The organism is Bacillus sp. JJ664, assembly GCF_036962205.1.
Classification (GTDB): Bacteria; Bacillota; Bacilli; order Bacillales; family Bacillaceae_G; genus Gottfriedia.
The window spans coordinates 101831-116650 of sequence record NZ_JBALMS010000035.1; the positions used below are offsets into that span (position 1 = coordinate 101831).

At 33.7% G+C, this 14820-nt stretch carries 16 protein-coding genes; 1 reads left to right on the forward strand and 15 read right to left on the reverse strand.

Annotated elements, in window-relative coordinates; genetic code table 11:
• Nucleotides 1–79: 79 nt before the first annotated feature.
• From csrA to V7056_RS05965, 15 genes are all read right to left on the reverse strand, one after another.
• The gene (gene csrA / locus V7056_RS05895) at nucleotides 80–301 is read right to left on the reverse strand and encodes a carbon storage regulator CsrA (protein WP_499700162.1); all 222 of its coding nucleotides are present in this window, start codon (nucleotides 299–301) and stop codon (nucleotides 80–82) included.
• Nucleotides 302–304: 3 nt separating this feature from the next.
• On the reverse strand, nucleotides 305–751 hold the full coding sequence (fliW, locus tag V7056_RS05900) for a flagellar assembly protein FliW (RefSeq protein WP_499700165.1): 447 nt from the start codon (nucleotides 749–751) through the stop codon (nucleotides 305–307).
• A 9-nt stretch (nucleotides 752–760) separates the two neighbouring features.
• Nucleotides 761–1336, reverse strand: coding sequence for a DUF6470 family protein (locus tag V7056_RS05905; protein WP_499700167.1), 576 nt, complete (start codon nucleotides 1334–1336; stop codon nucleotides 761–763).
• Between the two features lie 61 nt (nucleotides 1337–1397).
• Complete coding sequence (gene flgL, locus V7056_RS05910; RefSeq protein WP_499700169.1) at nucleotides 1398–2309, reverse strand: flagellar hook-associated protein FlgL; 912 nt, start codon at nucleotides 2307–2309, stop codon at nucleotides 1398–1400.
• A 6-nt stretch (nucleotides 2310–2315) separates the two neighbouring features.
• Entirely contained in the window at nucleotides 2316–3920 is a 1605-nt protein-coding gene (flgK, locus tag V7056_RS05915) for a flagellar hook-associated protein FlgK (RefSeq protein WP_499700171.1), read from the reverse strand.
• Nucleotides 3921–3947: 27 nt separating this feature from the next.
• Nucleotides 3948–4439: a flagellar protein FlgN gene (locus tag V7056_RS05920; RefSeq protein ID WP_499700173.1), complete on the reverse strand. Its 492-nt coding sequence runs from the start codon at nucleotides 4437–4439 to the stop codon at nucleotides 3948–3950.
• 24 nt (nucleotides 4440–4463) lie between these two features.
• The gene (gene flgM, locus V7056_RS05925; protein ID WP_499700174.1) at nucleotides 4464–4727 is read right to left on the reverse strand and encodes a flagellar biosynthesis anti-sigma factor FlgM; all 264 of its coding nucleotides are present in this window, start codon (nucleotides 4725–4727) and stop codon (nucleotides 4464–4466) included.
• Nucleotides 4728–4770: 43 nt separating this feature from the next.
• Complete coding sequence (locus V7056_RS05930) at nucleotides 4771–5184, reverse strand: TIGR03826 family flagellar region protein (RefSeq protein ID WP_499700176.1); 414 nt, start codon at nucleotides 5182–5184, stop codon at nucleotides 4771–4773.
• A gap of 92 nt (nucleotides 5185–5276) precedes the next feature.
• Nucleotides 5277–5957: a ComF family protein gene (locus tag V7056_RS05935; protein ID WP_499700178.1), complete on the reverse strand. Its 681-nt coding sequence runs from the start codon at nucleotides 5955–5957 to the stop codon at nucleotides 5277–5279.
• Complete coding sequence (locus V7056_RS05940; protein ID WP_499700180.1) at nucleotides 5954–7321, reverse strand: ATP-dependent helicase ComFA; 1368 nt, start codon at nucleotides 7319–7321, stop codon at nucleotides 5954–5956. Before V7056_RS05940 ends, V7056_RS05935 begins: the two co-directional genes overlap by 4 nt.
• Nucleotides 7322–7490: 169 nt before the next feature.
• Complete coding sequence (locus V7056_RS05945) at nucleotides 7491–8333, reverse strand: DegV family protein (RefSeq protein WP_499700182.1); 843 nt, start codon at nucleotides 8331–8333, stop codon at nucleotides 7491–7493.
• 222 nt (nucleotides 8334–8555) lie between these two features.
• On the reverse strand, nucleotides 8556–9233 hold the full coding sequence (locus V7056_RS05950; RefSeq protein ID WP_088041568.1) for a response regulator: 678 nt from the start codon (nucleotides 9231–9233) through the stop codon (nucleotides 8556–8558).
• 161 nt (nucleotides 9234–9394) lie between these two features.
• Entirely contained in the window at nucleotides 9395–10564 is a 1170-nt protein-coding gene (locus V7056_RS05955) for a sensor histidine kinase (RefSeq protein ID WP_499700185.1), read from the reverse strand.
• A gap of 293 nt (nucleotides 10565–10857) precedes the next feature.
• Nucleotides 10858–11877 carry an LCP family protein gene (locus V7056_RS05960; protein ID WP_499700187.1) on the reverse strand — a complete coding sequence of 340 codons (1020 nt, stop codon included), beginning with the start codon at nucleotides 11875–11877 and terminating at the stop codon, nucleotides 10858–10860.
• 90 nt (nucleotides 11878–11967) lie between these two features.
• Nucleotides 11968–12588, reverse strand: a complete 621-nt coding sequence (locus V7056_RS05965; RefSeq protein ID WP_499700189.1) for a YigZ family protein — start codon at nucleotides 12586–12588, stop codon at nucleotides 11968–11970.
• Between the two features lie 215 nt (nucleotides 12589–12803).
• Between V7056_RS05965 and V7056_RS05970 the strand changes: the two genes are divergently transcribed.
• Nucleotides 12804–14813, forward strand: coding sequence for an N-acetylmuramoyl-L-alanine amidase family protein (locus V7056_RS05970; protein WP_499700191.1), 2010 nt, complete (start codon nucleotides 12804–12806; stop codon nucleotides 14811–14813).
• Nucleotides 14814–14820 lie beyond the last annotated feature (7 nt).

Sequence of the window (14820 nt, forward strand, 5' to 3'; positions counted from 1 at the left end):
ACATCTATATGTATTTTATTAGATTATTAAGAAGAATCTTTTATAATAACAATAAAAAAGTAGTGATGATTTCTCACCACTACTCTGACTTATTAAATAAATTATTTATATTTATCTTATTACTTGCTGCCTCTTTATTCTCTTGTTGGATTGCTAAATAGATTTCTTTACGGTGAATATCAATATGCTTCGGAGCAGAAATGGCTAATTTTACTTGATCTCCTTCTATTGCAGTTATCGATATTTCTATGTCATCGCCAATCATTATTGCTTCTTTGATTTTTCTTGTTAGTACTAACATCTGTTAACCCTCCTGTATGAAAGCTGGAGATTTTTCTAATCGATGTTTCGTTTCGTAATTAGATTGGTTTAGCACAACCTGCTTTCCGATTTTCTTGATGCTATTAATAATTATTGGGGCTTTTAAGTTTGCTGTTGATTCAATAAAAGGTTCCTTCACAGTCATAATGCAGTAAACAACTGCATTTTTCGCATCGTCTAATTCTAAAGTTTCAATTGCATTTTGAGATAGCTCAATATCATAGTCCGGAAAGATTGAAAATACTTCTCCTATAATAAAAGCTAAATTTGTAGAATGCACAGACTGTAGTATAGAAAAAGGTGTTCCCTCTTGAAGTGGTAAGACCGTAAATTCATTCTCATTTTCAAATGCTGGAATTCCTTTTGGAAAGGTTATCACATCTTCTTGTTGTATTTCAATTTCACCATGATATTTTGATTGAATGTTCATACCTTCACCTTATCCTTTTTCATCTATTGTAATGCCGGTAAAATCTATTTGTAATTCATTCCATGTGTCCATGTAGCCAGTTACTTTACCTGGTGTATAATTCGTTATGGCCTTTTGAGGTGTCACTTCAATTTCTGGTTTATGAATATTCCAATTGATCTCTATGCTTCCAGGATCATATGACATTTTAAAACTCCCAGCTCGAGGTAAAAACGCGATATTCGTATCGTAAATAGGGTCTGTCCCATTTTCACGAGCAATATCTGCTAGTGCATTTTTATTTTGTTGAACTTTCATCATCCGATCACCTTGTTGTGCCATTCGGCCAATCGCATCTAACCAACCTTGGTAACCTTCATTTGCAAAGTCTTCAATCCTACGACTAACACTCTTTAAGTCTAAATCTGCACGAGCTTCATAGGAATCCATTTCAAGTGTTGGGGCTACTCTTTGAATCTCCATTTCTGCTTGAGGTTGTTTAATACTCAAGTCTGCTTGAGGCTGTTCTATCTCTTGAACAGGTTTGTCTATATTTAAACCTAATTTTGCAAATGTTGACTGCAATCTGATTTGAGGTAATTGCATTTGCATCCTCCTCTCATGATTAGTATTTACATATAAGAAAAGCTATCAAAAATCTGATAGCTTAACGTAAGAAGTCTAATAATGTTGGTTGAATAATTCTTGCTCCAACGCCAAGTGCTGCATTATGCACACTTTCTTGAGTTTTTAATTCTGTAATTACTTGTTCGATTTCTGCATCTTCATTGTCTGACATGATACGATTCGCAATAATCTCTTGTGTGCCAAGACGATCGTCAATCATTTCAACTCGGTTTTGGGTTGCACCGATTTGAGTTCGAGCAGCTAATACATTTTGAAGAATATTATCTAATTCTCCAAGTCCAGTTTGAATCGCTTTAGGATCATTTGATTGAAGTCCATTGTGCAAATCAACTATTTTTTGAAGTGTTGCTTGGTCAAAAATATTTGATGGGTTAGTATTTACTGCAACATTTACATTAAGTGATACCGATACATTAAAAGGACTATATGATGTCGCAGTTGGGTAAGTACCGCCTAAAGTGATTGTTCCATCTGTTGCTGTGTTTATCGTCATATCCACTGGTGGTTGAGTAGTATTCGTTCCATTGAAAACATACTTGTCACCAACTTGTGTGTTTCCGATTGAGCCGATATGTGATATTAATTGTTTAATCTCTAAAGCTAATGCTTCGTTAGACTCTTTACTGTTTGTACCAGAAGCACCTTGTACAGCTAAATCACGCATTCTTTGAATTGTACTACCTACTTTATCTAAAGCTTCATCAGAAGATTCAATCCAGTTATATGCTTCACTTAGGTTTCTTTGATATTGCTCAATTTGAGTAACGTCCGAACGATAGTACATACCTTTCATTGCGATTACAGGATCATCAGATGGACGACTGATTTTTTTACCAGTTGCTAACTGATCATTAAATTTATCTAATTTTGAATAACTTGAGCTTAAGTTTCTTAGCATATTATTACTAATCATTGATTGTGTTATACGCATTAACTACTACCTCCCAACAATCCCCATACTATTAATAACTTTATCCAGCATTTCATCAATTGCTGTAATATTACGTGCAGCAGCATTATAAGCATGTTGGAATTTAACCATTTCAGTCATTTCTTCATCAATGGAAACGCTACTTACGGACTGACGATTTTGATCAACTGCATCTACTAAAATAGCGCTATTACCCATTAAGCGTTCAGCTTCTTGAGATTGAACGCCCATACTACCTACTACACCTTGGTAATATGATGTAATACTAGTTATAGTTTTGGGTGTCCCGCCAAAATCCAAATCATTTCTTCTCATAACTTCAGCTAATTTTAACGCATTTTGACCATCGCCATCATTTGTTGATAAACCAGCCGCAATATTATTAACGTTCGTTATATTCACCTTAATATTACTCGCAGTTATTGTTGTTAAAGCTGCAACTGAACCTGAACCAACTACTTGATCTTCAGGTAAACCAGCTGTACCATCTGAGAAAAAGTAACCACCTTGTTTATCATTTAGATTTGTAGCAGTTGAAGCTGGTGGCCCTGCAAAATAAGCACTATGCACTTTATTAAATTCATTCGCAAAAGTGTTCGCAATTAAATCTAACTCTTTTAACATTGATGGATATAATCCATTTGTATCATTTGTTAGAGGATCTTTTGTATATCCATAGGAATCAATTAAACTACTTAACTTTCCAGGAGTTGTAAATTTTTCAACATCAACTGTATTAGTGCCGATCGAAACTGATTCAACTAGTTTAGTCGCTGTATTGTAATTCACTTTTAATTGTTTTGGCTCGGTTTTAATATCATTACCATCAATTACTCGACCTGATTCAATCACACTACCATTTTCATCAACTAAATCAACTGTCACTTTTCCTTCCGCAGACGAAAGTGAGTTACCTCCACTTGAAGAATAGCTTGTCTTAATTTTCACTAAACCAGATAGCTGATCTAATAAACGATCACGTTCATCATATAAATCATTTGGAAGCATGCCATGTGGCTCTACATCAGCAATTTGACGGTTTACATTTTGAATTTGTGATAAAAGTGAGTTTATATTTTTTGTTTCAACATTAAGCTGATTTTGCAAATCACTTTGTACAGCTTTTAAAGAAGCAGATACATAGTTAAATGTCTCAGCAACTGCTTTCGCACGCTCTAAAACAACAGTACGTGCACCTGAATTACTTGGATTTACAGATAAATCCTGTAATGATTGCCAAAAACGGTCCATCGTTTTCGCAAGCCCTTGTTCAGATGGCTCATTCATAATGTCTTCCATTTTCGTAAGTGCGTCGGTACGGCTTGCATAGTAGCCTAACTGACTATTATCGTTTCGATATTGAATGTCTAAAAAAGACTCTCTAATACGTTGAATTGAACCCGCCTCAGAACCTGTACCCATTTGGCCAGGTAAATAAGGCTTATCAAATCCTGCATTTGGAAAAGCAGAAGTTTGTTTAACATTTACGCGTTGGCGAGTATAGCCTGCTGTATTTGCATTTGCAATATTATGTCCTAATACACTAAGCGCCGCTTGTTGTGTATACATTCCTCTTTTAGCCGTTTCTAATCCCATAAATGACGAACGCATATTTTTAGATCTCCTTTTCTGTTACTACTATACCTGTGAATCAAATAGCTTCTCGCTTTTTTGTAAACCTTTTTGTTTTGCAGTCGGTCCATAATTTGGTGGTGTTTGCTTTGGTTTCAAAGTAGATAACGACAAAGAAACAAACTGCATTGACTGATAGATTAACTCTTGATTTAAGTAATTTCGGTCTCTTAATTCTTCCATTTTCACTTTTAATTCAGATTGGATGTTTCGAAGTTTCATAGCTTCTTCATCTGAAACAACGTTCAGACAATCTGAAAGAGTAGGTAGATCCCCACTCCATTCATGTCCACTTAAAGCAGCATAAACTGCTTCAATTCTTTTTTTCTCTAAAACATCAAGTGATAATAAATATTTAGATTCTTTGTTAATAATTTCATTTAAATTAACTATGTCATTTTTCTTAATTAAATCAGTTTTTTCAACTGATAATTGGTGTAATTCTGTATATTCTTCTAATTGTTGTTGGAGTGTAGTAAGTAAAAAAGATGTATTCATGCCGATCCTTCTTCCTTCTAGTTGTTAGTTCTTGCTGAAATATTGAAGCATCTTCTCGGCTACAAGTGATGGTTGTACTTTGTAGGAGCCTTCTTCAATCTGCTTTTGTATTTGTTGAACACGCTCTTCACGTTCTGACTTTAACTGAGCAGCTAATTGAAGATCTTTTGCCTGAGAGGAAATTTCTAGTTTGTCTGAATTTTGTTGTTTCGGTTTGTCTTTTTCAATTTTATTTTGTTGATTTTGATACAATTGAATTCGATCAATACCTGTAGAATGTATCTTCATTTTTTTCACCTCATTGTCAATCGTTTCATACCTTGTTTGCATCCTATTTCTTATCATCAAAGAAATAAGTTGCTTTATCTCGTTTACGTAACTCTTGGATTCTTCTTCTTTCTTCTTCGACTTTATATAAATCTTTTTTTAATCCCGTCGAACAGTCTGTGCAAATCGATCCTTTTTGAATTAGTATTCCACATTTATCGCATGGATATCCTAAATTTGGGAAACCAGTTACGCGAAGTTTTCCATTTCTGATCCATTTCATAATTAATTCTTCCACTACTTCTGTAGCAGTTACAATTTCATCTATGGTTGCCATTCTGTTTTCACTTTTACGAATAAAACTGTAAACTGTGTCAAATTGTTTGGCTTCAGCCTTATAACAATTTTCACATACATCTCTTAAATTTGTTTTTACAAATATGCTATTACAAGTTGGGCAATTACGTAAATCTCCCATTCATTTCACCTCGTTTTTCGATGTATCATTATTTATATCGGCAAACTGAATCATAAAATTAAGTCATTTTTCACATGACAAATTACCAATTTTTACGCACGAATTAATGTGAGTGAAAACACCTCGCTAGCACCATTTTGTAACAAAACGATTGCAGCATCTCCGACTGTTTTCCCAGTTGTATAGACATCATCTAAAATTAATATCGGCACATTTTGAAATTTTTCCCCTCCGCAGAATGAAAAAATTTGTTCACGGTTCATTCGCTCAGCTAGATTTAGCTTACTTTGCCGCTCAGTATGAACCCTCTTAAGACATTTTGTTAAAGTGAACCCAGCGTACTCTGCAAGCACTTCAACTTGGTTAAAGCCTCTTTCTTGTAACCTTTCCTCACTAAGAGGTATAGGAACTATTATTTTAAACCGTTTAAAATACTTTTCATAGTATTCTTGCAAATCTGTAATAAACATTGTTGCTAATGTAACATCACCGTAAAATTTATATCGGTTGATCCATATTTTCATTTCAGGATTGTAATGAAAAATTGAACGGTTTGATGTGAATGCTTGATTAAGATTATTTTTCACAAGTTCTTTACATTGAGCACATATCTTTTTTTCCTCTGAAACTCTGCCACACTTTTCGCAAACAGTCCCAACTAATTTTTCAAATTTAGCTAAACATTGATTACAGGCAGTCTCTTTGCGGTTGAAGAATAAATGATGTAGAGAGAATGTTTCTGTATATTTACGATCACAGTAGATGCAAATCATTTTTTATCTAACCAACCTTTTTCAAATCCGAGTTGATTCATTTGTAAGATTTGTTTTTTCGCTCGTACCATTTCCTCACTAATGCCATTATGAAAAAACACGATTTCTCCAGATGGATAATCAATGTGTCGTCCTGCTCTTCCAGATATTTGGACTAGTGCACTTTCTGTAAAAATTTCTTCATCAGAACCTAGTACAGCTATCTGACTGTTCTTGATCGTCACACCACGCTCTAATATGGTTGTTGTAATTAATACCCTGACATCTCCATTTCGAAACGCGCTGACTTTTTCATGCCTAAGCGGATCTTGACTATGTACTGATGTTGTTTTAAGAGTTAGCATTTTCACAGCCTCTTCAACAGAACTGCTCACATCAATCGTTGGGATAAATAAAAAAATAGAAGAATTCTCTTTCAATATTCTTTGAAGCCACGTCATTAATGGGGCTGGTAATTTATTGTTTTTTTGAATGATTTTTTGCCAATTACCAATCCATTGAAAGTCTGGAACAGGGAGTGGTTGTCTGTGAAATCTTGCTGGGACCATTGCGCATTCAATTTTATGGTGTCGCACCAAGTATTGTTGTTTTGTTGAAGGGGTTGCTGTTAATTGGATAGTCGAGCCGATTTTCGTTCTTGCTTCATCAGCTACCCAGTGCAGATGTTCTTCAATATTATACGGAAAAGCGTCAACCTCATCGATTATGAGGAGATGAAATGTATGTCTAAAATTCATCAATTGGTGAACTGTACTTATTGTGATTCGATGCCCATCCCATTTGTCTTCACTTCCGCCATAAAGAATAGCTATTGATATATTCGGAAATGCATTTTGAAATCTTTTCGCTAATTCTATTACAACGTCTATACGTGGAGTTGCAATACAAACAAACTTCCCTTCTTGTAAGGCAACATCAATTGCTTCAAATAACATCTCTGTTTTGCCTGCTCCACATACTGCCCATAATAGTAAATCTGTATTACCCTTAACTGCTTCCACCACTTTAAATGATGCTTCTTTTTGCTGCGGGGATAGTTTTCCTTCCCACTTTAAACCAACTTTTTTATCTTCCTTTTTCATATCTAATTCGTTTACGATTAACTTTGTACACGTGGTCATTTTACCCATCACGATACACTTTCGACAGTATGTACACATTGAAGAACATTTTGCACAAAAATGACTATAAAAAAATTTTTGATCACGATTTCCACATCGAAAGCATTGATAAGTCGTCTTATTTTTTTGAACAGCTTGGATCATCTTACTCGTTGAAGGAATTTCTTGAGGATTCATCATTTGAGGATATGGGAGCTTTCTACCAACAAAATGATATTTGTTTTGAGAGGTTTCTTGATTCATTCATTCGCCTTCTTTCTTAGAAATTAGTTGAAATGTAACACGCATTCGTAGAGAGAAGAAGACGATAAACTAAATTTAATTTTTACAATACAAAAATGCCCCTATTAAAGGGGCATTCCAAAGTGTAAACAAGGTAAAATAAATCAGATTTTCAAACAGATTGAAAATTTTATAACACGTACCAGCCAAGTCCTAAAGAACCCTCTCCAAGATGCGTTCCAATAACTGGTCCAAAATAAGAAATCTCGATTTCTACATTTGGATATTGTTCATGAAGCTGTTCTGCAATTTCTTTTGCGTCTGCTTCACGGCTTGAGTGAATAACAACAGCTTTCATTTTTTCACCCCTTGAGGCAACCTCACCAAACAATTCATATATTCGTTTCATCGCTTTCTTTTCAGTACGTATCTTTTCAAAAGCAACGATTTGTTTTTCTTCAAATGTAAGGACAGGCTTTACCTGAAGTAGACTGCCAACAAATGCTTGTGCGCTTGAAAGGCGTCCCCCTCTTTGGAGATGACCTAAATCACTTACCATGAAATATGCATTAATTGTTTTTTTCATTTCATCCAATCGCTCAATGATTTCAGTTGGTCCTGCACCTTTAGCCGCCATTTGTGCAGCTTCAATTACATAAAAACCTTGAACCATACAGCTAATTTCAGAATCATAAGCTACTACTTCTAAGTTATCAAACATTGAACCGGCTGATACAAAGCTTTGATATGTACCACTAATCCCACTTGATAAGCTGATTGCTACAACTGCGTCATATTCCTTTGAAAGTTGTTCAAATTTATTAATAATCTCACCATAAGCTGGTTGAGAAGTTTTTGGTAACTCTTCTTGTTCTCTTACTTTTAAAAAGAATTGTTCTGCTGTAATCTCAACTTCTTCTTGGTAGGATGCATCTCCAAAAATAACGTTTAGAGGAAGCATATGAATATCTAAAGAATCCCTCACATCTTGAGGTAGATACGCCGTACTATCTGTAACGATTGCAGTTCTCATTGTTATGTCCTTTCTTTTCGAATAGTAATCTAGCACTATGTATTTAATAGTTTCATTTTACACAATTTAGTATGTAAAATCATTGTAATTTATTCTCTTTACTATGAGCCATTTCGACAACTCACTTGATCAGAAGCACCTATTATACTTTAACACGATATTTGATGAAAACAAAAACAGAGCACCATTGCGATACTCTGCTTTAAATATTTCTTATTAGAACTATTTCACTTCAACCCAAGAGTTGCGGATTGCCGTTACTACAGCATGTGTACGATCATTTACTTCTAGTTTCTGTAAAATATTACTTACGTGGTTTTTTACAGTTTTCTCGCTAATAAATAATGCTTCACCAATTGCACGATTACTTTTGCCATCAGCTAACATTTGAAGAACTTCACATTCTCTTCTTGTAAGTAAATGTAGTGGACGACGAACCTCTACCTCACGTGATTTAAATAATTGCTCTTTTAATGAAAGACGACGAAATTCTTCAACTAAGTTATGTGTAATTTTCGGATGTAAGTAGCATCCACCTTTTGTCACAACTTTAATTGCTTCAATAAGCGTATCCGAATCCATTTCTTTTAATAAATAACCTCTAGCTCCTACTTTAAGAACATGAGTTACATATGATTCATCATCATGAATTGAAAGAATGATTACTTTAGCATCAGGGTATTTTTCTAATAAAGCTTTTGTTGCTGTTACACCATTCATATTCGGCATGTTGATGTCGATAATAAATACATCCACTTGATGATTATCCATAATTGCGACAACCTCAGTACCATCAGATCCTTCTGCAACAACATCAAAACTTTCTTCAAAATCTAGAATTCTTTTAATTCCTTCACGAAATAGTTTATGATCATCCACAATGGCGATTCTAGTTTTCATTTTATTACTCCTCTGCTACTATTCTAGTTTGTTTATATGGTAATTTTGGTAATTATTTCTAAAATATAGTATATTTTAACATATATTTACAAATTATTCGACTTAAATCTGCAATTGTCCTTTCTGAAAATTCACTTTTATAAATTTTCAGACGTTTCTTTTTATACCTCTATCTTTTGTTCGGCATCTATTTCGATTTCTAAAGTGATTCGAATCGTTGTACCGAAATTTAATTTTGAGTCAATTTTAAAGTCACCATTTAGCAATTCTACGCGTTCTTTCATTCCGACTAAACCAAAAGAATTTTCTTTTTCACCATTTTCAATATTAAAGCCAACTCCATCATCTCTTACTAACACATTAATTTTATTTTTTAAAGATTCTACTTTTACAATGATTGTTGATGGATTCGCATGTTTACATGCATTTTGAACTGCTTCTTGGATCAATCTGAAAATAGCTACTTCTAACTTGGTATCAAGTCTTCTTTCATTATCGCCACAATAATCGAACTGGATTGAAATATGGTTATAGTCTTCTAGTGACTTCAAATATTTACTTAAAGTTGGAATTAAGCCTAAATCATCTAATGCCATTGGACGTAAATCATAGATAATTCGTCGTACTTCACCTAAAGCACTCCGTACTTGTTCCTTCATATCTTTTAATTCTTTTATCGCATCTTCTTCCGGTCTTTGGCGATAAGTTTTAATTAAAAAGTCTGATCTCATTAATATATTGGCTAACATTTGTGCAGGACCATCATGAATCTCACGAGAAAGTTTTAAGCGCTCTTCTTCCTGCGCTTGGATCAACTGAAAACCAAAAGCTTGCTTTTGTTTTGCATCTTCAAGCATTTGACTAACTTGTTGGAAGTCTGTTTTTAAATAGTTTAAGATAATTGAAATACGAGCAACTAATAACTCCGCTCTTCTTAACTGTTCAAGTAAAGTTTGTAGTCTGCGCTCCAACTCATTTCGGCGATGGATCAACACTTTTTCTTCTTTTAACGAAAGAATGTGCTGTTCTTGAATATTTTGAGCCATTTCATAAGCGTCTTTTACTTGTGACTCTGTATATCTCTTAAAATCCCCATCTACTTCCATTAGCTTTTGCCTTGCAGCTCTTACAAGATCATCTAATCTTGCAGTGTTCTCAATTTTTTCTACTACCTGAACTTTTACTTCCTCAAGTTCAATTCTCAATCTCTCATATTCTGACCGAGTGTCTTCAACAATATCAAACACCTGTGACTTACTATCAATAACTGTTGTAATCATATTATTCATAACTTCATCTAGCGTTTGCTTGTCCATTTTTCTTGTTGTCATTTCCAAATCCCCCATTAGCCAAAACATTGAGCCCTGCTAATTTATGTATATGTATTCATTATAATGCAATCTTTAATATAATTGTACAAAAATTTAAACTAAACAAAAATTTAAATATATTTTGATTATACTTTATTCTCAGTTACCTAACATTGTTATTTTATAATAAGTTTTAAAAAATACAAGGTGTATCATGTCGTTTTTAACAAAAGATTAACAAAGGTTACAGTATCATTACAAGGACAAGTGCAAAAAGGACCAGATTCTCAAAATGAACCTGGTCTTTTTCTCACTTATTGATTTGTATTATCTGATGAACTACTGTCATCTACTGAATTATTTGGAGAAGGTTTATCTAAATCCAGATGTACTCGGAATTTACTTGATACCTCATTGATGTTATCTTCATAAGGAACATAGTAATAGATCCCATTTATTGTATCATCGTACCCTTCAATTTTTAACGTTTCGAAGTCTTTATCATTTATGTTTGGTAAGTGTTTCGCTAATGAAATCCCACCAGAAATTTTCATATTTGTACTAATGTTATCACTAAACACTTTTGCATAATCATCCATTTTAACAATTGTTTCAGGTGATTTGATTTCACTTAAAATCGATTTAATCACTTGTTGTTGACGCTCTTCACGGCCAAAATCACCACGTGGATCACGTTTACGCATACGAGAGTATGCTAAGGCTTCTTGTCCATTTAAGTGCATCGTTCCTTTTTCAAAGTATAGCTTCTGACGTGGATTCGTATCTGTGTATTCCCAGAAATCGAATGGTACTTCAACATCAATACCGCCAACAGCATCAACAATATTTTTAAATCCTTTAAAATCAACCGTTACATAGTAGTCGATTGGAACATTTAAGAAATCCTCAACTGTTTCGACTGTTAGTTGTAATCCACCATAAGAATACGCGTGATTGATTTTCGTTTTTTCACTATAGCCAGGAATATTCACATACGTATCACGTGGAATACTCATCGTTTTAATCGTTTCTTCTTTCGGATTGAAGGTAGCAAGAATCATTGAGTCAGTGCGTCCACCTTTTCCTCCAGTAGAATAATTTTCAATACCTAAAAACAGAATCGAGATTGGATCCTTAGATATTTTCACTGCTTCATCTCGTAATTTTGAATTAATTTCTTCACCATTTGTAGCTTTATTTAATTCAAGATATGTTTTAACTCCTTGATATCCAATAAATGCTAATGCAGCAATCAAAATCAATAAAAATAATCTACCTATAAAGCTCTTTTTACGTTTCCTTCTTTTTTTGGTCATTTTTCGAGACTGATTCATCTTACGAATAGACCTCCTTTAACGATAATATAAATGAACGATATGGATTAAAGTCATAAATTGTCATAATTGATCAAAATGTGAAAACTTCTACATGTATTTAACAATACTTTCAGATATATCGCAACTACCATTTGTGAGTTCAACCATCCACTCGGTAAAAGTATTCACTTCATTAATCTTTATCCAAAGTTCAAACTCAACTTCTTCAAGATGATTAACTTTTTCTAAATGGTAGTTTGAGTTACGCAAAGCATGTTCAACTTTTCCTATTAATTTATAACTTACTCTTACATTAATAACCTTTACTAAAGTTCGTTCTACAATTCCAACTTCGTTTAAACCTTCACTAACTGATTGACCATAAGCTCTAATAAGTCCACCAGCACCTAGTTTTTTACCACCAAAATATCTCGTTACTACTACGACTGTATCTTTTAATCCACGTTTTTTTAATACCTCTAGCATTGGTACTCCAGCTGTTCCACTAGGTTCACCATCATCACTTGCCTTTTGGATTTCATCTTTCTCACCAATCAAATAGGCAGAACAATTATGATTTGCATCATGATGTTTTTTTTTAATTTCTAAAATAAATTGTTGAGCATCTTGTTCACTCTTTACTTCATTTATATAACAAATAAATCTAGATTTTTCGATTTCAATTTCATGACTACCAAAGCCACGGACTGTAAAATAATTCGGTAGCATTTAAACACCAAACCTTTCAAATTAACCTGATAAAAAAGCATAGATATTCGCAAACCATCGGCACACTTCATTATATTACTACAATTATTGATTCCCTTCCTTAAAAAACACTAATAATCGACAAATCTTAGTATTTACTGACAAGGTTTGATACAGTAACATAATAGTAAGAAGATTCTAAAAAATAAATGAAGGGAGTCATTTGAAAAAGTAAAATGAAGAAATGCAAAGATAAAAAAATGATATTTTCACAGCTTCGAAAGTACGGTTTTTTTACAATTTTAATCTGTTTATGTTTCAATAATTATCCACTTCCATCCAAAGCTAGTCCTTTAGAATATGAAGAACCAATAACTAGCAAGCAGGTACCTGAAGCACCTACAGCTAATTGGGATATGTTATTCTTCAACAATGGCAATACAATAAAATCATCGACTACAACGACTGTTGCATCTCCAATCAAATTTTCGTATCCTAAATTTGATCAGTCACAATTGAACAGTTTGAAATCAATACGATCTACCACAACCACCAAGATTCATAGTGGAAAATATTATGTATCAGGAGAATTCCTAGGAAAAGTAGAAATTTATGTCGATAACAAATTATTCCTTCAAGACGAAGCTATATCAACCTCAAAGAAAATTAAGAAATCTATATTGATTACAGAGCTTTTAAACAAATCTACATCACGTGATATCCATACAATTCAATTAATACATTCAAATTTCCAAAGTATTCCTACCTTAAACTTCACATTAAAACCTATACAGCAATCTGTTAATTTAAATGAAAAAGATATTTCTTATAATTGGGGCTATTATTCTCCAATTGGTCATGCATTTGATTTTTTTCATCTGAATTTTATTCATTCAAGTATGTATAAACAAGGTGACTATTTTGCAACACTTTATACGGATGATCTTGCAAGCATATTTTTCGATGAACAAAAAATTTTAGAATCAAATCCAACAAGCACTAATATGCTTAATAATGCAGTTATTGAAAATGTATCCGTTGGAGAACATATTGTGAAAACGGACTATGCTGACTCTAACGGTGGTGAAGCCGCTATCCACTCAGCAATAGCACCATTCTCTAATTGGGTCGCTTATTATTTTAATAATACAGGCTCCACTGGATTACCTGTAAGTAAACAAGTCATTACCAGTCAAAGTACAAATATACTATTAAAGGCTAATAATGAGAGCAGTAGTACGATTCCAAGTGTCGTTGCTAAAAATTATTATAGTGCTAGGTATATTACATATAAAAGATTACCGGCAGGAACTTATCATCTAGAATATAAATCAGGCGAAGGGGTTGGTGTTTGGCTGGATGGTAAGCAAATTGCATACGAATGGAAAGATGGCAAGAAACCTTTAAGAAAGCTCTTAGTTACTGTAAGTGATGATACGCTCTATTCTAATTCAAAGGATATACATCAGCTTACAGTTCGTACTTATAACCGAAAAAGCCCACAAGACTTATTTGTGTCATTCAAACCATCAATTGAGAGTCCAGATACACAAATAAAAACGATTGTAATTGATCCTGGGCATGGAGGTAAGGATACTGGTGCGATTGGAATTGGCGGATTAAAGGAAAAGGATGTTGTGTTAGATGTTAGTCAGCGAGTTGAGACATTATTTAATGATTTGACCCCTTACAATGTTTATTTAACTAGATCAAAGGATATTTTCATCCCTTTGAATCAGCGTCCAGCTCTTGCGATTTCCAAAAAAGCTCATGCATTTGTAAGCATTCACGCTAATGCAGGCAGCTCTTCTGCAAGTGGCCTTGAAACTTATTATTACGGTATAAAATCAGCAGCAATCAACAAAACAAATATAAATGCTTCAAAGACAAATTATCCTACTTTCTTTTCAAAGGAAAGTTCAATCACATCGGTACTTGAACCAACAGCTTCTAAAACAAATCCGTATATTACTGATAGTAAAACATTAGCAAATTTTATTCAGAAACGAATGGTTGCAGCCTATCAATTACAAGATCGCGGTGCAAAGCACGGTAATTTCCAAGTCATTCGATCAAACAATTTACCTGCAGTTTTAACAGAATTAGGGTTCATTACGAATAAAAATGATGCTAGTAAATTAAGCTCTTCACATTGGAGACAAATTGCAGCAGAAGCCATTTACATGGGCATTTTAGACTTTTTTGAAACAAAAGGTAGCGATGTGTCAGCCTATAGACTTTATTAGAAATTTC